General features: G+C 52.3%; 24 protein-coding genes. 5 read left to right on the top strand and 19 right to left on the bottom strand.

Features of this window, described 5'->3' with window-relative positions; translation table 11 throughout:
* Positions 1–385: 385 nt before the first annotated feature.
* The 3 genes from NST37_RS08855 to NST37_RS08845 form a co-directional block, all read right to left on the bottom strand.
* A complete protein-coding gene (locus tag NST37_RS08855; protein WP_141334278.1) occupies positions 386–2,104 on the bottom strand; it encodes a methyl-accepting chemotaxis protein in 1,719 nt (572 codons plus the stop codon).
* 133 nt (positions 2,105–2,237) lie between these two features.
* Positions 2,238–2,804, bottom strand: coding sequence for a GNAT family N-acetyltransferase (locus NST37_RS08850; RefSeq protein WP_122959057.1), 567 nt, complete (start codon positions 2,802–2,804; stop codon positions 2,238–2,240).
* A gap of 147 nt (positions 2,805–2,951) precedes the next feature.
* Positions 2,952–4,019: an HD-GYP domain-containing protein gene (locus tag NST37_RS08845; RefSeq protein WP_024983693.1), complete on the bottom strand. Its 1,068-nt coding sequence runs from the start codon at positions 4,017–4,019 to the stop codon at positions 2,952–2,954.
* Between the two features lie 183 nt (positions 4,020–4,202).
* Between NST37_RS08845 and NST37_RS08840 the strand changes: the two genes are divergently transcribed.
* Entirely contained in the window at positions 4,203–4,700 is a 498-nt protein-coding gene (locus NST37_RS08840) for a Mov34/MPN/PAD-1 family protein (protein WP_339186579.1), read from the top strand.
* On the opposite strand, the gene NST37_RS08835 is transcribed toward NST37_RS08840, so the two are convergent.
* From NST37_RS08835 to mltG, 4 genes are all read right to left on the bottom strand, one after another.
* Positions 4,648–6,441 carry a penicillin-binding protein 2 gene (locus tag NST37_RS08835; protein WP_003387524.1) on the bottom strand — a complete coding sequence of 598 codons (1,794 nt, stop codon included), beginning with the start codon at positions 6,439–6,441 and terminating at the stop codon, positions 4,648–4,650. The genes NST37_RS08840 and NST37_RS08835 overlap by 53 nt on opposite strands.
* A gap of 116 nt (positions 6,442–6,557) precedes the next feature.
* Positions 6,558–7,199, bottom strand: coding sequence for a uridine kinase (udk, locus tag NST37_RS08830; RefSeq protein WP_003387525.1), 642 nt, complete (start codon positions 7,197–7,199; stop codon positions 6,558–6,560).
* A 66-nt stretch (positions 7,200–7,265) separates the two neighbouring features.
* Positions 7,266–7,901, bottom strand: coding sequence for an O-methyltransferase (locus NST37_RS08825; RefSeq protein WP_003387526.1), 636 nt, complete (start codon positions 7,899–7,901; stop codon positions 7,266–7,268).
* Positions 7,902–7,968: 67 nt separating this feature from the next.
* Positions 7,969–9,060 carry an endolytic transglycosylase MltG gene (gene mltG, locus NST37_RS08820; RefSeq protein WP_051567355.1) on the bottom strand — a complete coding sequence of 364 codons (1,092 nt, stop codon included), beginning with the start codon at positions 9,058–9,060 and terminating at the stop codon, positions 7,969–7,971.
* Positions 9,061–9,290: 230 nt separating this feature from the next.
* On the opposite strand from mltG, the gene NST37_RS08815 reads away from it, so the two are divergent.
* On the top strand, positions 9,291–9,758 hold the full coding sequence (locus tag NST37_RS08815; RefSeq protein ID WP_024983691.1) for a hypothetical protein: 468 nt from the start codon (positions 9,291–9,293) through the stop codon (positions 9,756–9,758).
* On the top strand, positions 9,758–10,351 hold the full coding sequence (locus NST37_RS08810; RefSeq protein WP_031932380.1) for a hypothetical protein: 594 nt from the start codon (positions 9,758–9,760) through the stop codon (positions 10,349–10,351). The genes NST37_RS08815 and NST37_RS08810 overlap by 1 nt, the downstream gene beginning before the upstream one ends.
* A gap of 70 nt (positions 10,352–10,421) precedes the next feature.
* Here the strand turns inward: NST37_RS08810 and NST37_RS08805 are convergent, their stop codons facing one another.
* The 5 genes from NST37_RS08805 to NST37_RS08785 all read right to left on the bottom strand — a co-directional run bounded on the left by NST37_RS08805 (position 10,422) and on the right by NST37_RS08785 (position 15,736).
* A complete protein-coding gene (locus tag NST37_RS08805; protein ID WP_003387530.1) occupies positions 10,422–10,712 on the bottom strand; it encodes a DUF1292 domain-containing protein in 291 nt (96 codons plus the stop codon).
* A gap of 5 nt (positions 10,713–10,717) precedes the next feature.
* Complete coding sequence (ruvX, locus tag NST37_RS08800; RefSeq protein WP_024984956.1) at positions 10,718–11,134, bottom strand: Holliday junction resolvase RuvX; 417 nt, start codon at positions 11,132–11,134, stop codon at positions 10,718–10,720.
* 150 nt (positions 11,135–11,284) lie between these two features.
* Complete coding sequence (locus NST37_RS08795) at positions 11,285–11,548, bottom strand: IreB family regulatory phosphoprotein (RefSeq protein ID WP_003387534.1); 264 nt, start codon at positions 11,546–11,548, stop codon at positions 11,285–11,287.
* 140 nt (positions 11,549–11,688) lie between these two features.
* Positions 11,689–14,337, bottom strand: coding sequence for an alanine--tRNA ligase (gene alaS, locus NST37_RS08790; RefSeq protein ID WP_003387536.1), 2,649 nt, complete (start codon positions 14,335–14,337; stop codon positions 11,689–11,691).
* A 334-nt stretch (positions 14,338–14,671) separates the two neighbouring features.
* The gene (locus NST37_RS08785; RefSeq protein ID WP_003387540.1) at positions 14,672–15,736 is read right to left on the bottom strand and encodes an AI-2E family transporter; all 1,065 of its coding nucleotides are present in this window, start codon (positions 15,734–15,736) and stop codon (positions 14,672–14,674) included.
* Positions 15,737–16,129: 393 nt separating this feature from the next.
* On the opposite strand from NST37_RS08785, the gene NST37_RS08780 reads away from it, so the two are divergent.
* Positions 16,130–16,816 (top strand): TerC family protein, encoded by a 687-nt coding sequence (locus NST37_RS08780; protein WP_003387542.1) that lies wholly within the window; start codon positions 16,130–16,132, stop codon positions 16,814–16,816.
* An 83-nt stretch (positions 16,817–16,899) separates the two neighbouring features.
* On the opposite strand, the gene NST37_RS08775 is transcribed toward NST37_RS08780, so the two are convergent.
* The 5 genes from NST37_RS08775 to NST37_RS08755 form a co-directional block, all read right to left on the bottom strand.
* Complete coding sequence (locus NST37_RS08775) at positions 16,900–17,757, bottom strand: MurR/RpiR family transcriptional regulator (protein ID WP_122958167.1); 858 nt, start codon at positions 17,755–17,757, stop codon at positions 16,900–16,902.
* A 281-nt stretch (positions 17,758–18,038) separates the two neighbouring features.
* On the bottom strand, positions 18,039–18,224 hold the full coding sequence (locus NST37_RS08770; protein WP_003387544.1) for a hypothetical protein: 186 nt from the start codon (positions 18,222–18,224) through the stop codon (positions 18,039–18,041).
* A gap of 27 nt (positions 18,225–18,251) precedes the next feature.
* Positions 18,252–18,458: a hypothetical protein gene (locus NST37_RS08765; RefSeq protein WP_003387545.1), complete on the bottom strand. Its 207-nt coding sequence runs from the start codon at positions 18,456–18,458 to the stop codon at positions 18,252–18,254.
* A gap of 36 nt (positions 18,459–18,494) precedes the next feature.
* Positions 18,495–18,977: a PRC-barrel domain-containing protein gene (locus NST37_RS08760; RefSeq protein WP_003387546.1), complete on the bottom strand. Its 483-nt coding sequence runs from the start codon at positions 18,975–18,977 to the stop codon at positions 18,495–18,497.
* 78 nt (positions 18,978–19,055) lie between these two features.
* The gene (locus NST37_RS08755; RefSeq protein WP_024984957.1) at positions 19,056–21,317 is read right to left on the bottom strand and encodes an ATP-dependent RecD-like DNA helicase; all 2,262 of its coding nucleotides are present in this window, start codon (positions 21,315–21,317) and stop codon (positions 19,056–19,058) included.
* Between the two features lie 428 nt (positions 21,318–21,745).
* On the opposite strand from NST37_RS08755, the gene NST37_RS08750 reads away from it, so the two are divergent.
* Complete coding sequence (locus tag NST37_RS08750) at positions 21,746–21,916, top strand: hypothetical protein (protein WP_157211799.1); 171 nt, start codon at positions 21,746–21,748, stop codon at positions 21,914–21,916.
* Positions 21,917–22,027: 111 nt separating this feature from the next.
* Here the strand turns inward: NST37_RS08750 and NST37_RS08745 are convergent, their stop codons facing one another.
* Entirely contained in the window at positions 22,028–23,170 is a 1,143-nt protein-coding gene (locus tag NST37_RS08745; RefSeq protein WP_024983958.1) for a cysteine desulfurase family protein, read from the bottom strand.
* Between the two features lie 12 nt (positions 23,171–23,182).
* On the bottom strand, positions 23,183–23,602 hold the full coding sequence (locus tag NST37_RS08740) for an Rrf2 family transcriptional regulator (protein ID WP_003387550.1): 420 nt from the start codon (positions 23,600–23,602) through the stop codon (positions 23,183–23,185).
* Between the last annotated feature and the right edge of the window lie 83 nt (positions 23,603–23,685).

Here is a 23,685-nt window from a genome sequence, read left to right as displayed (position 1 = left end):
CGGCGACCCCTTTACTTCCTTTTTTATTCGCGTCGGCACATCTATGACATATGCCGCAGCGCGCTTCTATCATTCTACCATATCCTGCCTCTGTGCCTCCTCATAGATCCCCAGGTTCGTTCCATACTACCAGGTCTTGTGAGGGAGTTTCTTCTCATTGTGGGGCCTACCGACTAGTTCTTCTTTTCACCAATGTCCCTCAGTTCGGTTACCTGTTCTGGATGGACATTTTGGGCCGGCTGTGAAATTCAGTTATGAACGATGGATGCGGCTGAACAAAAAGAGAGGACCCTTCGCGCGTATCGCAAGTGTCCTCTCCTGGTGGTACTCTATATACGCCTTCAGGCTTTTCGCTTAGCCTGATGCGGCCTTCTGCCTTTGAATGCTACGACACCCGAAACCTCGAGACCAGCGTTCGCAGCTCCTCTGCCATTTTCTCCAACGCCCCGGCAGACGCCGCAATTTCCTGCATGGAGGCGAGCTGTTCTTCGGAAACGGATGCGACATTTTGCGAATTGGCTGCCGACTCCTCCGCAATTCGGGCCATCTCCTCGATAGACGCCTTGATTTGTTCGGAGCTGGCGGTCATCTCCTCGGCGACTGCGGTCACTTCCTGAATTTGCGCAGAGGTTTGCTCGACTGCGTGGAAAATGCGCTGGAAGCCTGCTCCTGTCTCTTCGACAATCTCCCTGCCTGCGGCTACTTCCTTCTGTCCTTGTTCCATGGCAGCAACGGCATGGGACGTATCAGATTGAATCTCACGGATCAGATTGGCGATTTGCTCGGCAGAGTTCTTGGACTGCTCGGCCAGTTTGCGCACTTCATCTGCCACGACTGCAAAGCCTCTACCGTGCTCTCCCGCCCGTGCCGCTTCAATCGCGGCGTTCAGAGCAAGCAGGTTGGTCTGATCGGAGATGCCGGTAATGACCTGGATGATCTCATCGATTTGCTTGGATCTTTGCTCCAGCCGCTTGACCACTTGGTCAGTTTGCCCGACGGCATCGCTGATCGTCTGCATCTGGTCGATAACCCTGTGAATCATTTCATTGCCGCGCTCGGTTTCTTTCGACGTCTCGACGGAAACCTCGGCTACGTTCGCTGCTGTTTGTGCTACCCGCTGGACGCCCAAATTCATCTCGGTAATGAGACGGACACTGTCTTCTACGCTGCGGCCCTGTACCTCGGCTCCATGAGCGACTCCCTGAATAGCAGACGCGATCTGGTTGGTCGCCTGAGTGGTCTGCTCTGCACTGGCAGTAAGCTGCTCGGATGAAGCGGCGACCTGCTGCGCATTGCCGACTACTTCCGTCACCAGCGTGCGGAGATTTTTCACCATCTGCCCAAAGGCCTGCGCCAGTTTGCCCAATTCGTCACGATTTTTGACGCGCCCGATCGCAACTGTCAAATCGCCGGCTGCGACCCGCTCTGCCGCAGCGGTCAACTGAACGATCGGCTTGGAAATATGGCGGGAGAGCCAAAAGCCGACGACGATCGCTGAGGCAATGGCGACCAAGCTGATGATCTTGATTGTATTGCGTATCTGCTCAACCAGCTCGCTGTTTTGCAAGGTCTCCGCTTCCATCAGCTTCTTTTCATTGTCCACGAGCAAATTTGCCAAATTTCTGATTTCGCGGGAGACTGGCATGGCATCGTTGAGAGCGACCCGCTTTGCGTTCTCCCAATCATTGGTGCCGATCAGCTTTTCGACTTGGACAGCCTTTTCCTTATACTGGTCATTCAAACGCTGCAGGCTTTCCAAAAGTGTTTTTTCTTCCTCCGTAGAAACCAATTCAACAGTCGATTTGATCGTGGCATCCAGAGTTTCAATCGCTTCGTCCATAGTACCGGCCGAATTCGCTTCGGCCAACAGAACGGCCCGTAGTGTGGAAATTTCCCGTGAAGCACTGTTTTGGATTTCTTTTGCATTTTCCAAAACCTGGACCCGTTTGCCAAGCAGTTCCGCATAGGAATCATTGAGCTGCTTGATAAATAAATAAGCAACGCCATTTGTAATCCCAAACATGAGCACGATACCCAAGAATCCCAGCAATAACTTGTTGCGAATAGACAGCGACAAATTCATCATCCTCCGTATATCATGCAAGATAAACCCCTACTCCATAGTACCCAATTATCATAATTTTCACAAGGAAGATAGTACCAATATATTGATAGATAAAACAAAGCCCCCGTGATCCTGCAGGAAAATCGGGGGCCACGTCCTTTGCATGAACGTCCTAGATCGGGACTGCCAGCATTTTGACCATATGATCGTACAAATGCCCGCTGACCATCAACGAGCCATCCGTCTGATACCCGATATGCTCGTATAACTGGCGTGCGCGAACATTGTCTTTTTCCACCAGCAGGGCTGTCCGTTCATACCCCTGCCGTATCGCTTCCTCTTCAAAACTGGCCAAAAGCCGCGTGCCAATGCCTTTTCCCCGATAATTCGGGTCGACGACAAGCGTATCGAGATAATATTCGTCTGAGCGTGCTTCTTTGACGATGATGGGAGCTGTTCCGGTTAGTTGTTCCAAGCGCTTGGCAAATGGCCTGTCCAGCTCCTCGGTTCTGCTCCCGTGATAGCTGATCAAAAGGCCTGCCGGTTTCCCTTCGGCTACGGCGATCATGCAATTTTCATGGCTGATCCGGTTCTGTTTTTCCCGGAAAAACTGCTCCATGACTTTAATGGCCTCATCCTGTTTATCCGCTCCGGTCAATGTGTGGGCAATATCCCCGATTGCTTCATAGATCAGAGGGGCCGCCCAACTTGCGTCCTCTGGTGCCGCGTATCGTATCATGTTTGCCTCCTTGCATTCCCCTGTCAGAACTCTGTGTTCTGTCTACGTATAGACATACTATACCATTTTGCCATAACAATGAAAAAAGGTCGATCCCATAGAAAAAAGACGCTCTTTCAAAAAGAGCGCCTCCTTGCTGGCGAATGCCTATACAATCATTTTTTCAATGGTGAGCGAACGGTGGTTTCGCAGATCAACAAATTCCTTTTTCCTGCGGACCAACGGCCTCATCGGTTCATCTTGATGAATGAGAATGATTTCGACCTCTTCCCCGTCATTCAGCCTTGCCCTGGCCCCGACGTACAGCTGCGCAATGTAGCGGACAAACACGGTAACAATTTCAATGTTGAGCAGCCCCTCACAGGCCGATTTCCACAGAAGTTGGGCCGCTTCAAAGGGCGATGTGCGGGTCTTGTACACACGGTCTGAACAGATCGCGTCAAACATGTCGGCAACGGCAAGCACCTGGCATTCAATCGGAATATTCTCCTTGGTCCTTCCTTCCGGATAGCCGGAGCCGTCCAGCCGCTCATGGTGAAGCAGAGCACAAAGCAAGAGAGTTTCACAGCATCCTTCCATCTCGTTGATCAGCTCATAGCCATAGACGGTGTGCTGCTTCATCTGGGCAAATTCTTCGTCCGTCAATTTCCCCGGCTTGAGCAAAATCTCTTTGGGAACCTTCATTTTTCCGATATCGTGCAAAAAGCCAGCAGCTCCCATGATCTTGACGCGCTCGTCGTCCCACTTGAGGAGCTGGGCTATCAAGGTTGAGAGAATGCCGACGTTTATGGAATGGCGGTATGTATAGCTGTCAGCTCCCTCAAGTACATACAGGGAGCGAAACAGTCCCATTCGCTTTTTGGTGCAATTGGCGACTTTGTGAAATGCTTCTGTAAATTCCTCCAGCCGAGGCATTCGCTCCAGCTCAACGCTTTCGAACAAGCGGCGCGTATCTTCCATCGCTTCCAAATAAAATGCCACGCTTTCCTGATCCGTCCCTAAATCCATCAGCTGATTAGAAATTTCTTCACCGTTCCCCTCGGACCAGGTGCGATCCGTAATATGCACATGATTGATCCGCTGTTTGCGAAAAAGCTGTACATGCGTTTCCGTGAGAACCGTTCCTTTTTGCAGCAGGAGGATCCCGCTATGCGAATACAAATCCTTTTCGAGGACGCGTCCAACCAACAAGAGATTAACAGAAGCCAATGGCATAGGATCAAAACCTTTCCTGCAACACTCTTTTCCTAAATTATAGGAAAAGCGCCTTTTGACTTACAACCCTTTTTTTGCCTTACATGGGTAATTGACCCGGGTCACCTGACTTGATCTCGTCATATGATAGGAGGCGGCCTTTATAAAAAGCATCGGATTTGCAGCGAAGGAGGTTTTCCTGCGATGGCTTCATTGTATCTCACACCAAAGGTATGGCGGCAGATTGAGCAAGCCGTACGAAAAAACCCCTATCTGGAGACGGGCGGCGTCCTGATGGGGTATCCGATAAGCGAGGATAGAGAAGAATGGCTTGTGACCTATGCCAGCGGACCTGGTCCCAAAGCCATTCATCAGCCCCACTCGATCATGTTTGACGACCAGCATTTGCGCAACCTGGTGAGAAAACAGCGAAGACGCAGACCGTGGCAATACATTGGAGATTGGCACAGCCATACGGTTCGCCGATTGTCCCCGAGCAAAGAGGATCGACGGACCATTTGGGAAAAGGCATCACAGTCTGTATACATGTCCACTTCCCCTTTCATGCTGATCGTCGGTCTAAACAAGCGCAATCAGTTGCAGGGCAGAGCCTACAGTCTTGGCGATACCCTTTCCGAGGTAAAGGATCTCAGAGTGATCGACCGGCAATTTCTTCAACAACGTCTTGAAAAATCTCCATAGCCCTGTTTCCGGTCGACACCGGCTGATTTTCGGCAACAACACAAATGGCATAGCGCGGGTTGTCAGCCGGAGCGTAGCCAGCAAACCACAAATGGTTTCTCTCGTTATGCCCGGCTCCCGTCTGAGCCGTTCCGCTTTTGCCGGCAATCGGCCATGAGCTGTTGTTCAAAAGCTTCCCCGTACCGCTCGTGACCACAAGTCTCAATAACGTTCTCAGCTTTTTGGCAGTCACATAATCAATTCCCGCTTCGTCCAGGGACTGAACGGGAAACCGAAAAAACGATTGGCCGTTTTTATACGTGATTTCCTGTACAAGCCTTGCCTGGCCCGGCTGTCCCCCACGGGCGATCGTCGCCATCATATTGGCAATCTGCAGCGGGGTCATTCGGACATCTCGCTGTCCGATTGCTGTCTGAATCAATACGCCTTCGTCTTTTCGCGACACGTCATCCAAATAGACCCGCCCTTTTTCCTCGCCGTCTATTTGGCGAAAGCCTTCCAGTTTGAACAGATGAGCTGTACGATGCCCAACCTGTGTCAGCAATCCCAATCGCCGGGCATACTCCTCCAGCTTTTCCCCGCCTACCCGCTTGGCGATCTCTGCAAACGCGATATTGCAAGAGTGGGCAAATGCCTCGTCCATTGTCAGCGATCCGTGACCTTCCTTTTTCCAGCAGGAAAATCCGTATTTGCCGTAGCTGCCGCTGCAGTGAAACCGTTCCGTCGGCGAGATGATCCCCTCCGAAAGAGCGGCGGCAGCCACTACGGTTTTAAAAACCGAGCCCGGCGGAAGCTGCTTGACCGCACGATTTTGCCAATCCCCTTTCTCTGCCTCCACCCTGGACTGATCGTAGGCGGGGCGGCTCGCCATCGCCAGAACATCGCCAGTGGAGACGTCCAGAACGACTACTGAACCTACGTTCAGGCCTCGCTGGTCGATAATCCGCTCCACGCTCCGCTGCATCTGGGCATCCAGTGTCGAAAGCAGCGAAAGCGGGTAGTACTCGTTTTGCTGACTCGTATAGCGGATATCCAGACCTCGCAGCGGGTTCCCTTCTCCATCCACGTAATAAGACAGGACAGATGGCTCGATTCCTTGCAAAAACCTGTCAAAGCTCCTTTCAAGACCCGATGCCCCTACCGTAGTCTCGGCATTTTTCTTCCCTTGCTTCCATTCATCCGGGTAGAGCGATTGGACCAGCTCCGGGTTCCGGTGGATATATCCGATCACATGTTTGGCAACCTCTTCGCTCCGATACCGTTCCGTTACTGCCAATGAGACAATCCCGGGGATCGCCAGCTTGTTGATCCTCTCCGCCTGCTTTTCCGAAAGCGCCACCAGGCGTTTGGACGTATCTCTCAGCATCACAGGAGCCTTTGCATTTTTCATCAGGTCATTCAGCTGCTCTTCGCTCACACCTGCAATCGAAGCGACCTGTTTTAATCCGTCGGTCCCTTTCAAGCTGCCGCGGGCCAGTGGAAACAGGATCAGCGCCAGCTGCTCTTCTCCTGTGAACCGGTAGCCGTTTCGATCCAGGATATCTCCCCTGCCGCTGTGAAGGACGATGCTCTGTTGCCTCTGTTTCACCGCGTTTTTCACCAGATCGATGCCTCTCTTTGTAAAGCGGTGAGCCGCCCCCACCTGAATCCACCACAGCCTCGCGACGAGGCCGAGCCATAGAACAGTCATTCCCAGCAACAAAATGAATTGTCTTCTTTTCATCCTCCGCTCCAGCTGCATCCCTCATCCCTCCAGCCTTTTCCATCCAGTATGTCCCGAATGAAGGCGGCGGAAACAAAAAACACGCCTCATGATGGGCGTGTTCTGCACGTCGTTTTCGTTTCCGACATTCGTTTTCAGCGATTTGCCACCTGCTGCTTTTCCAGCAGGATATCGCGTATTTTCGTCGACAATAAATCAAGGGCTACCCGGTTGTATCCGCCTTCAGGGACGATCACATCAGCGTACCGCTTTGTAGGCTCGATAAATTGCAGATGCATCGGGCGGACAACCTCCAGATACTGGCTCACGACAGACTCGAGAGAGCGGCCCCTCTCTTCGATATCCCGTACGATTCTGCGGACAATCCGCACATCGGCATCCGTATCGACAAATACCTTGATGTCCATCAGCTCGCGAATCCGGGGGTCCTCCAAAATCAGCATGCCTTCCAAAATGATGACATCCTTCGGTTCGACCCGTACCGTTTCCTGCTTGCGGTTGTGCACCTTGAAGTCGTAGATGGGCTTTTCGATTGCTCTGCCTTCGATCAACTCTTGCAACTGGGCCAGCAGGAGGTCATTGTCAAACGCAAACGGATGGTCATAATTGGTGAGCACCCGCTCCTCCAGGCTCAAGTGGCTCTGATCCTTGTAGTACGAATCCTGCTCAATCATCGTGACGCTGTCATTTTGAAATTGTCGGTACAATTCTCTTGCTACTGTAGTTTTGCCGGAACCGCTGCCCCCAGCTACCCCAATCACAACGGGGTGACCCATGATTCATATCCCCTTCCTCATGCAGCCCTCTTCAACAGTTTTGTTCGAGGTTATCTTTGTCGCTTGTTATCTTTTTTTAAAACTGACAGCCAGACCGTCTCCGACAGGGATAAACGCAGTTTCCAGGTCGGGATGCTGGGCCAGATAGTGATTAAAGCCAATCAGCTTGTCCACCATGGGACGCAGTCTTTTCCCGGCTTCCTCCGGAGTGGCAACAAGACCGCGGAACAAGACATTGTCTGTCAGCACCATGCCGCCCGGCCGCAGCAGCGGCAGATACAGGTCCAGAAACGCACGGTACTGTCCCTTTGCCGCATCGATAAACAGACAATCGAAATGATACGAATCCGGAAGGCCGGTCGTAGCGTCTTTGAGAAGAACCTCTACCCGGTCTGCAACGCCTGCCTCGCTCAAGTTTGCTCTCGCTCTATGCAGTCTTTCCTCGTCGATGTCCATCGTCACAATCCGCGCTTGCGGTGCCGCTTCGGCCATCCAGATCGTCGAATACCCGATCGCCGTTCCGACTTCGAGGATTTGCTCCGGGCGGTGAAGCTGCAGATAAGACCGCATCACCTGGGCAGTAGGCAACTGCACAATCGGTATGCCTTCTGCCTGCGCCTCTGCTTCCATGCGCTGCAGCAATGGAGAACGCGGGGGAACCAGTCCCGATACATATTCGTCGATCGCAGGATTGGTTATCATCACGTCACCCCCTTTTTTACAACCGAATTATTATATCACAAAGCCATTGCAATAGCAGAATACGCTGCTATTTTCCCCGGCTCTTTTTATCCAGTGCGTTGTGCTCTGCCAGCGTTTTGGAGAAGTAATGCTCCGAGGTGCCGTCCTTTTTCGTGACATAGAAAAAGTAATCATGGCTCTCCGGCGATACGGCAGCAGCGAGCGACGCTCTGCCCGGATTGGCGATCGGACCGGGAGGCAGGCCTGGGTGCAGATACGTATTGTACGGACTTTCTACCTTCAAGTCGTCATACGTAATTCTGTCCCGCTGCTTTCCGAGCACGAATTGGACAGTGGCGTCCGCCTGCAGAAGCCAGCCTTCCCGCATCCGGTTGTAGTATACGCCGGCTACGATCGGACGCTCCTTGTCGACGACGACCTCTCTTTCAATAATGGAAGCGAGGGTAACCGCCTCATCGATGGTCATTTTCCGCTTCGTGAGCTGCTGTGTCCATTCCGGCTTCCACTCTTTCTGGAACTGGGCCAGCATCCTGGAAATAATCTCGTGCTCATCGGCTTCCTTCTTGATCTCATAGGTTTCCGGAAACAGGTACCCCTCCAGGCGATGCTTGCGCCCTTCCTTTTGCGGTATCGCAGCGACGAACGGAAACTCGGGGAAGCTGCCCTGGTTTACCTCCTGCAGAAACTTTGCTTTGTCTACCAAGCCTTTCTCGGCCAGGTGATCAGCGATCTGTTCTACATTCCAGCCTTCCGGGATCGTAAAGCGCATCGCATTGACGACGGTTTTTCCCTCTTCCATCGCTTGCAGCATCTGATCGATCGTTTGCCCTGTCTGGAACTGATAGTCTCCGGCCTGCAAGCGGGAGCCTGTCCCTTTGTACTTGACATAGTATGCGAAAAGATCGGGATTCCGTATCAATCCATTCTCATGCAAAATGCGGCCAATCTGTTTTACGGATGAACCGGACGGAATTTGCACTTCTTTTATAACGGCTTCTCCGGCCACTGGCTGCAAGCCCTGATACACGTAGTAGATCAACCCTGCTGTACCGAGCAGCACCAGCAGGAATAAGATGACGACTGTACGGAAAAAACGGCCTCCCCTTCTCCGCTTTTGCACCGGCGGCCAATTCGATTGGTCGTCGTGTTTGATTGACATAGGATTCACTAAAAGAGTCCTCCTTCTTGGTGGCGCCTTTCTCCATTTTGCGGCAAGCCACACTCGGGCGATCGGGTAAAAGGTAACCGCCCATTATCTGTTTCATTATACCGAAGGCATGTCTACCTTGTCATCAACTCCTGAGCAGAAGCATTTTCCGGGAAAAAAGCAGGATTTCCCCTAATAAGAATGGAAGAAATAAACAAATAATTAGGAAGGAATTTTGCAGGATGAAACGCTTTTTCACCTTTCTGGAATGGTTCTTGGTTATTTGTCTCGGGGGGCAAGTCCTTCTTCTCTTGATCGCCTCGTTCACGGTGCTGTTTGCCAACGCAGATGAAATACGTTCTGCCAAAAAGGAGGGCACGTTCTATCCAGGTCCCGGCATCTCCCAAACGTATTATAACCGGGAATTGACGGTGGACGGAGTCAGGTACGACGGGAGCACGCTGAAGGTTTATATGACGAGCCGCGGTTCTGGATCGGCCAGTCTTCCCAGCTTTGTAAATATTGCTTCCGATACGGGTCAAGATCTAGACGTTAGATCAGGGGGACAATCGATCAGTTGGTTTGTTTCCAAAGGGTACTACCTGATAAAAGAAGCTCCATCCGATCTGCAATCCATCCGCATATATGCCGAAAGCTACGGCCAATCCTTCTCCTTTACCGTTCCCCTGGCCAAAGGAGGGATGGAATAATGCAAGAGCGCTTGCTAATGCGGGAACGCAGAAACCGCTTGATCCGCTGGTTGATTATTGCCGTATCCGTGATGATCCTGTTTCCGCTTTACTACCCAAGCCCGTGGTCGCCAAAAACCGCTGTTCGGCAGACCCTTGAAGGAATGGCCTTACCTTCCGATACCATCGAGGTGGTATCCATGATTCAAACAGGAAGCATGCACTCTGTCCTTTTTTACGATGAAGAGCATGAGCTTTACCACCATTTTTTCATGGACCGGCCGTTCGGCGTTCTCTGGCGAAACAGCGGCGGAGGCGGTGGGTATACCTTTGACCCGAACGAAATCCTAAAAATGAGCTGGGGCGGACAGCGGGAGGATGACAACTGGTACAGCTACGCTGTCGACCAAGTCAATGACCCGCGAATCCGCACGCTAACCGTCGAATGGAGTGACGGGGTCAAGCAATCGATGCAGCCGATCAAAGGCTTGTATCACTTTGCCCGTGTATTTGGAAAGGACGAGAAAGCAGCCGCCGTTCTTCTGGCCTATGATGCAGAGGGCAGGCTGATCTACCGTTTGGATGAGAACCAGCCGGCAATTCGCAAACAATAGATATGGTTTCATAAAAAAACGAGAGGGAAATTATCCCTCTCGTCTTCTCTCCTGGAGCTTTTCAGATTTCCTACAGATCTTCCTTCTCCAGATCGGTGATCAGGGTCTCGAATGTCGCTTCTACCTGCTCCCACTCTTCGTCGTCTTCGATCGGCTGGAGCATATCCGTGCCTTCGTAGCGGAGGAAGTGAACCTCGTACTCTTCTTCTTCCTCTTGATCGACAGGGACCAGGACCAGATACGAACGATCCTCGATGTCAAAGATATACATAATGCGGAAATCGCGAGGATCGTCGCTTCCTTCCTCGGTCAGCGCAATCACATCGCCTACTTCAAACTCCTCAAACAACTCTTCACTCATGCTCGTCACCTCGATTTCGCGTCCAAATAACCCTGCAGGATTAATACGGCCGCCATTTTGTCGATTACTTTTTTTCTTTTTTGCCGGCTGACATCGGCGGAAATCAGCATGCGCTCAGCGGCCATGGTCGTCAGACGCTCATCCCACAGGTGGACGGGCAAAGACGTATGTGCTTCGAGCTTGCTGGCAAAAGCTTGGCAAATCTCGCCTCGCGGGCCAATGGTGCCATTCATGTTCTTTGGCAAACCTACGACGATTTCACCCACGTCATACTGGGCGATCCACTCATCGAGGCGGGCAAAGTCCTTCTCTCTTGACTGCCGTCTGATCGTTTCCACGCCTTGGGCCGTCCAGCCCAGCTCATCACTGACGGCGACCCCGATCGTTTTGTCCCCGACATCCAAACCCATAATCCGTTTCATCCGACTCGCCTACTTACGCTGTTCTGATTAGATAACTCCGGCTTCGCCCGCATGTGGGCGAAGCCAATTGTACGACACACGGGATATGCGAATACCGCGGTACAACGGGGTGTTGCGTTTTTACCGACCACCTTTTGGCAACAGGGATGATTACTTATCCCGATCGACCAAATAAACGGTTACCAGCTCTTCGATAATCCGGTCACGCTCAATTTTTCCGATCAAACTTCTAGCATTGTTATGGCGGGGGATGAAAGCCGGGTCTCCGGACAGCAGGTAGCCGACAATCTGTGTAATCGGGTTGTACCCCTTTTCCTGCAGGGCCTGATACACCTCCGTCAAGGTTTCCCGCACTTCCTCTGACTTATTCTCTTTGGGCACCGTGAACTTCATGGTTTTATCCATCGAACTCACGATCAACACCTCGATTCATTGAGACTCTTCCGCTGGTTGCTTTGCCATTCCTTGTGTACTTCGCTTCGAACACACTCATTTCCTTGTTGTTTCTGCACTTTTCCACAAAAGTTGGCGAAAGTTGACGGACAGAGGCGGTATTACTTCGCCGCCAACTGTCCTTTTACCAGCTCATATACCAACTCAAGCGCTTCCTGCAGCTTGGACGGGTCTTTGCCGCCAGCCTGGGCCATATCTGGACGTCCGCCGCCGCCGCCACCGCAACGAGTCGCTACTTCTTTAATAATTTTGCCGGCATGCAAGCCTTGATCCATCAGGTCCTTGGTCACCCCTGTAACGAGGTTGACCTTTTCTCCATCGACGGAACCGAGCACGATTACGGCTGACCCGAGCTTGTTTTTCAGCTCATCGACCATACCGCGCAGGTTATCCATATCGGATGCAGATACACGTGCCGCCAGCACCTGCACGCCGTTTACCTGCTGGAGCTTGTCGGTCAAGGAAGCCGCTTCGATGTTTCCAAGCTTGGCGCGGAGGGATTCATTTTCGCGTTGTACGTCCTTGAGTTGCTGCTGGAGACTCTCTACACGGGCAGGTGCTTCTGCCAGCAGCGGGGCCTTCAGTGTTTGCGCCACTTCCTTCAAAATGCCGAGCTGTTCGTTCAGGAATTGGTAAGCGCCGCGTCCGGTCACCGCTTCGATCCGGCGCGTACCCGCTCCGATGCCGCTTTCGCTCAAAATCTTGAACAGACCGATCTCTGCCGTGTTGGCAACATGGCATCCGCCGCACAGCTCAAGGCTGTACTCGCCCACTTTGACGACACGAACGATATCGCCGTATTTTTCGCCGAACAAGGCCATTGCACCCATTGCCTTCGCTTCGGTCAACGAGCGATTCGAAATCTCGACAGCCAGATTGGCCCAAACTTTTTCGTTGACGATCTTTTCGATCTGCTCGAGCTCCTCAGGGGTGATCGCGCTGATGTGTGTAAAGTCGAAACGAAGCCGTTCCGGAGCCACCAGCGAGCCTGCCTGATTGACATGCGTTCCCAATACGTCTTTCAGCGCCTGATGGAGCAGGTGAGTAGCAGTATGGTTCTTCGTGATGTCGAGACGGGCTTCACGGTTTACCTCGGCCCGGACCTCGTCACCAACGCGAAGTGTGCCCGCTTCCACCGTCACCGTATGGATGTTTTGACCCATCGGCCCTTTTTGCACGTCGCTGACTCGTGCTTTGACGCTGTCGGAGATGAGTTCGCCTTCATCGTTGACCTGACCGCCGCTTTCCGCATAGAAAGGAGTGCGACTCAGGATGACCTGAACTGTTTGTCCTTCCTCCGCTTGATCAACCAATTGATTTGCTGACACAATCGCTTCGACTTTACCAGTCGCTACCAATTCAGTATACCCAACAAATTCGCTCGTAACCGTCAAATCGGAAAGCGGACCTCCCTGGATCTGCATGCTGTCCACGTCCTGACGGGCATCGCGGGCGCGCTGGCGCTGTTCCTCCATCGCTTGTTCAAAGCCGTCGCGGTCCACGGACAGACCTTGCTCACCCGCGAAATCTTCGGTGAGGTCGACCGGGAAGCCATACGTATCGTACATCTTGAACACTTCAGGCCCGGAAAGCTGGCTTTTGCCTTCTGCTTTCGCGGCTTTTACCATCTCGGACAAGATAGCAAGTCCATCGTTCAAGGTTTCGTGGAAACGCTCTTCCTCGGCGCGAATAACTTTTTCGATGAAAGCGCGCTTCTCCACCACTTCCGGATAAAACTCGCCCATCATGCTGCCGACTGTTTCCGTCAGGCGGTACAGGAACGGCTGCTCGATGCCCAGCTTTTTGCCCATCCGTACTGCACGGCGAAGCAAGCGGCGGATGACATAGCCGCGGCCCTCGTTGGACGGCAGGGCGCCGTCGCCGATAGCGAATGTGACCGTACGCGAATGGTCGGCGATGACTTTCAGGGCCACATCCAGTTCAGGGTCTTGTTTATAGGCTACGCCGGAAATGCGGCTGGCTGCTTCAATCAGCGGGAACAGCAGGTCTGTCTCGTAGTTGTTGTCCACTTCCTGAATGATCGAAGCCATCCGCTCCAGGCCCATGCCGGTATCGATGTTTTTCTTCGGCAGTGGCGTGTAGGTGCCGTCCGGATTGTGGTTGAACTGGGAGAATACGAGGTTCCACACCTCCAGGTAGCGCTCGTTTTCGCCGCCCGGGTACAGCTCCGGATCATTCGGGTCATTGCCGAAGCGCTCGCCCCGATCGTAGAAAATCTCTGTGTTGGGACCACTCGGGCCTTCCCCGATATCCCAGAAGTTTCCTTCCAGCCGGATAATCCGCTCTGCAGGAATGCCGATCTGCTTGTGCCAGATTTCGTACGCTTCCTCGTCCTCCGGGTGAATGGTGACGGAGAGCTTCTCCGGATCAAAGCCGATCCATTCCTTGCTTGTGAGGAACTCCCATGCCCAGTGAATCGATTCTTCCTTGAAGTAATCGCCGATGGAGAAGTTCCCCATCATTTCAAAGAAGGTATGGTGGCGCGCAGTGCGTCCTACGTTTTCGATGTCGTTGGTGCGAATCGATTTTTGCGCGTTGGTGATGCGTGGATTCTCAGGAATGATGCGGCCGTCAAAATATTTTTTGAGTGTGGCTACGCCGCTGTTGATCCAAAGCAGGGATGGATCGTCCACCGGCACCAGGGGCGCACTCGGTTCGATGCGATGGCCCTTTTGCACGAAAAAATCAAGAAACATTTTGCGAATTTGATTACCTGTCAGCTTCTTCATAAAAACTGCCCTCCTATTATGATGAAGTATGAAAATAAAAAAGTCCCCATCCCCTCAGGGACGAGAACTTGTCTCGCGGTACCACCCTGCTTACAGGCATCGTGATTCTGCGCATCCATGCCTGTCGCTCGATTAAGGCCGTAACGGTGCCTGGCCGCCGGTTTTTTCCCGGTCTTGGGAGTAGCCTTCCGTCGCTCTTCTTCTGGCCACTCTCTCAACCTGCGGAGTGTCCTCTCTGTAGAAGGGCTGCAACGTACTCGTTCCTTCATCGATCTGCGGGGTTATCCCCGTTACTCTTCATTGTCCGTATTATAAATTTTTTTACCGATTGCTGTCAACTTTCATGCATGATCAGAGCGATCCGGCTTATGACCACCTTGCAGACTGCCAAGACCGGGACAGCCACGATCAAGCCGATAATCCCGCCGATTGCCTCCCCGGTTAGTAGTGCGAGGATGATAAGCAGCGGATGCAATTGCAGGGAGCGGCCGACGACATTGGGCGAAAGAATATTTCCCTCCAGAATCTGGATGACCCCATTTACGGCCAAGACCAGCAAGGTCATCTTGAACGATATGGTCAGCGAAACGACGACGGCAGGGGCTGCGCCGATGATCGGGCCGATATAGGGAATGACGTTGGTCAGGCAGACGAAAGAGGCCAGCACGAACGGATACGGCATTCCGATAATCCAGTACCCGATATACGCGCACAGTCCCACGATGAGCGCGACGATCATCTGACCGTGTATGTAATTCCCCAATGACTCGTTGACATCTCGCAATACGGCAAGCACCTGTTTGCGGTAGCGGGCCGGTATGATCGCGATTCCCGTCCGGTGAAGATCTTTCATGTCCTTCAACAAATAAAAAGCGATAAACGGCACGACCGCATAGGCAAGCAGCTTTCCGAGCGTATTGCGGGCGTTGTTCACAAACTGCGTAATCGAGTGGGACATTTTCTCCTGTGACTGGATGATGACCCGGTCCACGCCATGTGAAATGCTGTCCGGCAAAAAGTATTTGTGCGACTCCCATTCACTCATCCATTTGTGATACCATTCGGTCAGTCTGGGAATATCGTCGGAGAGCTCGATCAACTGCGTCGTAAAAATGGGGATGGCGTTGACGACTGCGATAGCGATGATCAGTACGAACGAAGCATAGATCAACAGCACTGCCATCAGCCTCGGTACCCTGCGCCTCTCCAGCAACTGGACGATAGGATGCAGCAAATAAGCGATCAACAGCCCTACGATAAAAGGCAGGAGAATTTCTGTCAGCAGATGGTACCAGGCGCTAATCACAGGGCGCAGCAGCCAGAGCAAGTTGCCGATGATCAGCAGTACGATCAGCCAAATCGCAGCGGCAAACAGGCGGCTGTTGCGAAGTCCTTCCACGGCTGTGACCTCCTCTACGCAAATTTCGTATGGATTAGCATGTGTCAATTTGAAAAAAACATGTACATGGGTGACAGTTGCTTATTGACACATCTTGAGTAGCAGGTGTACGATATAAACACAAATGGATATTCTCCAAAGGGGAGTAGCTTTTTCGCAGCAAAGTCGTCATTACGGGAATTTTTTCCCCGGCTTTGTTGGCAACGTCACGTTCGTTGTAAGCAAGACCTTTGCCTGATTAGGTAAGGGTCTTTTCTGTTTTTTTCGACCTTTGCCTGTTAGGGTAAAGGTCGTTTTGTTTTCCTCATCGTGACACAGACTACATAAAAAGTGTCAAGCAGATTTGGAGCAGCGGCCTTTAGAGACATCCACAAAAAAGGAGGTTGGAGAAACATGGAGATGTTGTTTACACCTGCATTCTGGTCTGCGCTGCTTGCCATCATTGTCATCGATCTTGTGCTGGCGGGAGATAACGCTATCGTTATCGGGATGGCTGCTCGCAATTTGCCTGCCCATCAGCAAAAGAAAGCGATCATCTGGGGAACCGTCGGGGCGGTTGTCATTCGGGCAGCGGCGACTCTGGCTGTGGTCTGGCTGTTACAAATTCCGGGTCTTTTGCTCGTCGGCGGTTTGATGCTGATCTGGATCGCCATGAAGCTGCTTGTACAAGACGGAGGACATGAAACAGTCAAAGCAGGCTCCAGCCTGGGTGCGGCCATTTGGACGATTGTCGTCGCTGACGCTGTCATGGGACTGGACAATGTGATTGCAGTTGCCGGGGCAGCACACGGAAGCTTTCTGTTGGTGGTACTGGGCTTGATCATCAGTGTTCCCGTCATGGTCTGGGGCAGCACACTCGTGCTGAAGGTCATGGACCGCTACCCTGCCGTGATTTACATCGGATCAGCCGTACTTGCCTACACTGCGGGAAGCATGATTACAGGCGAGCCATTCCTGAAGGGCTTCTTTGTCGAATACCCGATCCTGAAATGGGCATTGATTGCCGTAATCGTTGTTGGCGTCCTGCTGATTGGCCGGATGAAAAATCAGGCGCAAAAACGGATGGCCGAACAATCGTAAACAAGAAACAGGCTTCGCCAGTTGGCGAAGCCTTCTTTGTTTGGTCATATCCCGTCGTTTACTTGCCCTCAGTCTTTCATCATCTATGAAGTCTCAAAAAACGGATAAAACTGCTGGATGCTCTCGTCGTACTGCTTGATTCGCCGCTGTACGTTGTTCCGGTCTGCCTGGACAACGCCGCTGACCAATACGTTCAACAAAGAAAAAATCGTAGCCATTCCTTTTAACGCTGTAGGCGAAGGAGTGCTTGCTTTGATCAGCACATCAGCAATCGGTCCGATCGGAGACAGCTCATCGTCGGTAATCGCCAGTATTTTTGCTCCCTTGTCCTTGGCTGCCGTGGAAAAAATGATCGTCTCTGACGTATAGCGGGGGAATGAAAAAGCAATCACCAGACTTTTGGCATCCACTTCCGTGATCAAGTAATTGGCATCATCAATCTGCCCTCGATACAGGTATGTGTTTCCCTTTACCACGTTTAGCGTGGAAGCAAGCCAGGTAGCGGGTCCGTGTGAGCTGCGGAACCCGACGACAATCAGCTTTTTCGCTTTCACAATCAGCTCCACCGCTCGCTGAAACTGCCCCGGATCCAAGGCGTTCATAGTCTTTCGAATATAGGCGATGTCCTGCTCCATATGGTAGGCGACCAGATCAGTCTCTCCTGCCACGTCTGTTGAGTACTGCTCCAACAGCTTGTCTTGTTTGCCCGAAAGCAGCATCAACTCGCGAATCTCATTTTGCAAAGCGGTATATCCGGAGTAGCCTAATGTATAGCAAAGTCGGATGACAGTGGTTTCGCTCGTTCCCGTAAGCGAGCCGATTACCCTTGCCGGATGGAGCGCGACTTGCTTTGGCTCGTCCAGGATAAGCTTGGCAACCAATTTTTGCTGGTTGGTCAAAGTGTGGTAGTGCTTGCGGATCTGTTCGTTTACAGTGTCCATCTTTTCCTCCTCAACGCATTCTGACAGATCATCTTCTGTTCCGGCTGGCGGCAAAATTCGTCCCGCTCCCCGTCTCATCCATCTATCGATAAATGGGTATAGATTTTTGAAGAGAAAACTGCTCAATTATAAAATTTACGAAGCATAAGCACTGGCGTAGCCATTATATGGGACTAATCGTTATTTTACCAATACTTTTAAAATAATCTTTATTCCATTATGTGTATGCAAAAAAACCGGACGCACCTTGATCGCGTCCGGCTGATAGCTTGCCTAGCATGCTAACGAGCAAAAACTCGCATCAGCTTCTGGCTTGTTTTCATCATTTTTCTTACATCCCGCATGGAGACCGGCCAACGATTGATGTTCAACGCAAAACGTTTGCGGCGGCGCGGAGCCATCATATATCCGACAGCAGCCACGATGCCGCCTGCAGCTATAATGCCAAGCAGGTTTCGAGCAATCATTCGCGACACACCTCCGGTTTTGGATGTCTACATGCTTAACTGAGTCGGTACGATCTGTTCTTCGATAAACAGATCATTGAGCGAATGCAGTGAGCCGTCTTCTTCCACCTGGTAAACGGAAGCGATCTGCTCATTGGCTACGCTCATTTCAATAAAGCAGTTCCAGCAATAGTATTGATTGGTACCAATTTTGCCTATGTCTTTGGAACTGCAGTTCGGGCAAATCACACGCATCTATCTTTTCCTCCCTTTCACGCCTGGCTGCGAACCTTAATCCGGCACGATCAGGTTTTCTTCCCCAATAATGACGGACGGAGGAACGGACAGGCGTTTACGTCCTTCAGTAACGTCCGCCAGCCAACCGTTCGATAATTCGTACCCTACAATTTTCTCCCAGTCCGCAGAGAAGTAAACATCTTCCAATCGCCCGAGCAAGTTCCCCGAAGCGGAAATCACGGATTTCCCCTTCAGTTTCAGCTTCCCTGTCAGGACACCTGTGGGTTCCGAAGCGGCCAGTTGATCCAAGGAGGTAATTGCGTCTTTGCCCGAAACAGTGAGACAGGACTCTCCTACCGCATGAATGCGGCCCAGGGGAATATAGGTGCCGGATTGCAGCCAGCCCTGTTCGCTCAGCAAGACTCCTGCGACCTGCCAATTGTCGGAGTCAAAGAGAATGTCACGGATAACACCGATCTCTTCGCCTGTATCCAGGCAGACGACCGGCATGCCCACTACATCCAATGCCTTGCGCATAATGGGATTTCCCCCTTCCGCCTCTTTAGTATCGGGCGGATGGAATCGTTCCATACAGCGACAAAACAGGTTCCAACATCATCCTTGTTTCAGGCGTTCCTCCAGGTAGCTGTATCGTACGCCCTCTTCGTCTGTCTGGACGGCGATACGAAACGCTTCCGGCTCTCCACACATGATGAGAAATGATTTACTGCGCGTTATTCCTGTATACACCAGCTTCCGTCGCAGCATCCTGTGGTAATTTTTTACAAATGGCATGACGACGATTGGAAACTCGCTGCCTTGCGACTTATGAACGGAGCAGCAGTAGGCCAGCGTCAGCTGATGGTATGCAGACCGCTTGTACATCACTTCACGGCCATCAAAGGAGACGACGATCATTTCTTCATTCTCTGCGTTTTCATTTGGGTAAAAAATGGCGACAATCTCACCCATATCACCGTTGAACACGTGTTCTTCGGCGTTGTTTACAAGTTGAAGCACTTTGTCCCCCGTCCGAAATACGGTGTCGCCAAACGTCACTTCCCGTTTTTGGCCGGTCTTTGGATTAAACAGCTCCTGGAGCTCTTCATTCAACCGGTTTACACCCGCATTTCCTTTGTACATGGGCGCGAGGACTTGTACATCTTTTGCTGTATATCCTTTCTTTACGGCTCCCGAGCAAATTTGTTTCACAGCTTCGTTTACATCTTGTGGCGAACTTGTGAAAAATCTGCGATCAGGGGAGGAATCCAGCAGATCGGACGGGACAATTCCTTTCCGCACATCATGGGCGAGGCGAATAATCGACGATTCTTCCGCTTGCCGATAAATCTCCGTAAGCTGTACGCGCGGCAATAGCCCGGAACGAATCATGTCCTGCAAAACGTTCCCCGGGCCGACAGACGGAAGCTGGTCCGGATCGCCAACCATGATGATTTGCATGTCGCTTGGCAGCGCTCTGAACAATTGATTCGCAAGCCAAATGTCCACCATCGACATCTCATCTACGATCAACAGCTTTCCACGGATCTGGTGTTCGGCATCATGTTCAAAGCTGTCGCCTTTCCAGCCAAGCAGCCGGTGAAGCGTCATGGCGGGCAGCCCGGTCGTCTCCGCCATTCTCTTTGCCGCTCTGCCCGTAGGCGCGGCCAGCAGGATGGGAAAAGGATTGCTTTCGTCATATTTTTTCAGATCGAAGGAAATTCCATGCAGATGTGCAAATACACGACATATCCCCCGGATGACAGTAGTTTTCCCTGTACCCGGCCCACCTGTCAGCAGCATCAAGCCAGAAGTGATCGCCTGTTCGATCGCATCCCGCTGCGTCTGTGCATACGTAATATCCAGCTCTTCTTCGACTGCACCCATGGCCTGGTACAGCTCAGACACCGGAAAGGAAGCAAAGTCATCGCGGTCGGCAAAAAAACGAAGCCGCTTGGCCAAGCCGACCTCGGCAAAAAAGAGGCTTGGCAAGTAAACCCGCTCCTCGTCCCACATCACTTTGGAGGCGACAAACAGCGCTTCAATCGCCAGTCTGACCTCTTCCGGCGTAAAGGCATGTCCGCCGCACTCATGAAGCAAGCGCAGCGTTTTTTCACACAGCTCTTCGATCGGGAGAAAAACGTGGCCTTCGGCATAAGAAGCTTCCTGCAGCGTAAAAATAGCTGCTGCCTGGACCCGCTCCTCCGAGGATGCCGCGATCCCGGTTGAACGAGCGATCTCGTCCGCACGTTTGAAACCGATCCCCTGCACATCCTCGATCAGCCGGTACGGCTCCTCCGAAAGCACCTTCAAGGTCTCCAGCTTGTATGTCTGGTAGATGCGCAATGCGAGCTGCACTCCGATCCCGAACTCGTACAAAAACACCATAGCCTGTTCCAAAGAACGATGTTCCATCACCGATTCATAAATCTGCTTGGCACGTGCTTCCGATATCCCAGGCACCTCCGCCAACGACTCGGGACGGTCAGCGATAATCGACAACGCGTCGACTCCCAGATGCTCTACGATTCGTTTGGCCATCTTTTTGCCAATTCCCTGGAACAGGCCACTGGCCAGATACTTTTCTACGCCAGCCACCGTTTTCGGCGTTTCGCGCTCATAACGGGAAGCCGCGAATTGCTGCCCAAACCGGGGGTGTGTTTTCCATTCTCCGTAAAATGTGTACAGCTCTTCCGGATGAGGACGGGGGAAGTTTCCCACGACAACGACGTCATTCTCCTTGATCGCTTCCGAGGTCTCCTCTACTTTAAGACGAATAACTCCATACCACGTTTCTTCATTGTAAAAAATTTCTTGTTCCACATAGCCGCGAACGAATGGTTCAGCAAACAAAGGGAGTGTTTCCTGCGACATCATAGCGCCCCCTCGAAAGACATACTGGTTTTACACCTGCTGATACAGAAAAGAAACCCACCCGCAGCAGGAGCATCGCGGGCGGGGTCTACGCAATTCAGGAACCGTTCGTCAACGGGTCGACAAAACGGTCTGCCGATACTGATGTTTAGATTGTAAAACGATTTACTTGTTCTGACAACCGCTCCGCCATTTGAGCCAATTTCTCCGCAGCTGCTTTCATTTCCTCTGTCGTGGCCGTCTGCTGCTCGGAAGCGGCGGCAACCTCTTGGGTGTCAGGCGGAAACATGGCATGAAAAGCAGTTCTAGTGCCCTATTCTACATGTTTGTCCGCTGCCAATCCATCCACAATTTGGTGAAGAAGAGAAACAATGAAATCATTTGCCGGATATTGACAATGCAAATGGCTGATCGGCCTTGGGCTGTTTTCCGTGATGGTCAGCAGCATTCCGACTCTTTTTGTCTATCTCCTGGGTTGGCTTCTCACTTTTCTGGGAGAAGCCGCGCTGCTTCTCCTCCTGCGGCGGCAGCGTGGAAAGCTGCGGGAAGCGCTGATGTACACTGCCGGCATCGGTCTTGTTGTTCTTTGGTCTGTCCTGTAAATGAAAAGAAACTCAAGAGAGCATGCAAAAAACCAACGGATACACGCACCGTTGGTTTTTATCGTCTGTTCAACTCTTCGTTTCAGTTGAGCCACACTCGTTCGTAAACGGTTACCGTTTCAGCCGATGTACGATCTGGGCCACCTTCCGGGCAGCCCGCTCTGCTTCCTCAACCGTATTGGTGATTCCGAAGCTGAACCGAATCGCCGATTGGGCTACAGGGTCATCCAGGCACATCGCTTCGAGCACATGCGACAGCTCCAGCGAGCCGGACGTACAGGCGGAGCCGCTCGCGGCTGCCACTCCCTCCAGATCGAGGTTCATCAGCATCGTTTCGGTATGGACACCGGGAAAGCTTACGTTCAGAATATGCGGGAGGTGTTTTTCCGGATGCCCGTTTACCTCAAAAGAGATGCCTTCCTGCTGCCAGCACTGGAGCATTGTGGTGCGCATCTGCCGGTACTTGGCTACGCGCTCCTCCATTTCCTCCTGTGCGATCCTGGCCGCTTCGGCAAATCCGATGATACTCGCCAGATTTTCCGTACCCGCCCTGCGTTTGCGCTCCTGCGAGCCGCCGTGCAGGTAAGGGGTAAACGGCACCTTACGTCCCAAGAACAGCGCCCCGACTCCTTTGGGGCCATTGATTTTATGGGCGGAAACAGACAGCATGTCGACAGGCAGCTTGCTGACGCTGATCGGCAAAACGCCCACGGCCTGCACGGCATCCGTGTGAAAAACGATTTCGCGCTCGCGTAGATAGCTTCCCATTTCTTCGATCGGCTGAATCGTTCCGACCTCATTGTTGCCGTACATGATCGATACGAGGATTGTATCCGGCCGTACTGCTTTTTTCAGCTCGTCTGTGCTGATCAAGCCCGTTTTGTCCGCAGGGAGATACGTTACTTCAAAGCCGAGCTGTTCCAGATGCTCGCAAGCATGCAGAACGGCATGGTGTTCGATGCTGGACGTGATCACGTGGCGGCCACGCTCGCGCTGGGCCATCGCTCCGCCAATGATCGCCATATTGTCCGCTTCCGTGCCGCCGCTCGTAAAGACCAGGGTCTGCGGATCGGCATCGAGGAAGCGTGCGATCGTATCGCGGGCTCCTTCCAGAGCTTGTCTCGCTTCACGTCCAAAGCCGTGGACACTCGAGGGATTTCCGTACACTTCTGTCAAAAATGGATGCATCGCTTCCACCACACGGGGATGTACCGGTGTCGTGGCAGCGTGGTCCAGATAGATTCGCTCTCGCACTAATGTCACCTTCTATATATAGAACATGTAGCCGTCAGAATGGCCTTCATCCTTATAACTGATCAAATCCTGCAAGGATGTGGAATCGAGTACTGCGGAAATGCTGTCGCGGATACGCAGCCAGAGGTAGCGCTTGGCCGGGTCTTCCTCCTCGGCAAACTCGACCGGGCTGATCGGTCCCTCCAAAACGCGGATGATGTCTCCCGCAGAGATTTCCTCGGGCTGTTTCGCCAAGACGTAGCCGCCGTACGCTCCGCGAATGCTTTTTACCAATCCTGCGTTGCGCAGCGGCGCGACGAGCTGCTCCAGATAATGCTCAGACAAATCGTGGCGCTGGGCGATACTTCTCAGCGAAACCGGCCCCTCTCCAAAGCGGTTGGCCAGCTCCATCATGATCGTGAGGCCGTAACGTCCTTTCGTAGATATTTTCACAGTAACAACTCTCCTCTATCTGCAGTATTCCCCGCAAACCAGTTTCCCCGTCTCTTACATTTCTCGGCTCGTCGGGGACACAC

Source organism: Brevibacillus sp. FSL K6-6036, from assembly GCF_037964015.1.
Lineage (GTDB): Bacteria > Bacillota > Bacilli > Brevibacillales > Brevibacillaceae > Brevibacillus > Brevibacillus borstelensis.
Note: the sequence above shows the minus strand (reverse complement) of the source record. Positions and strands in the feature narration are given on the sequence as shown.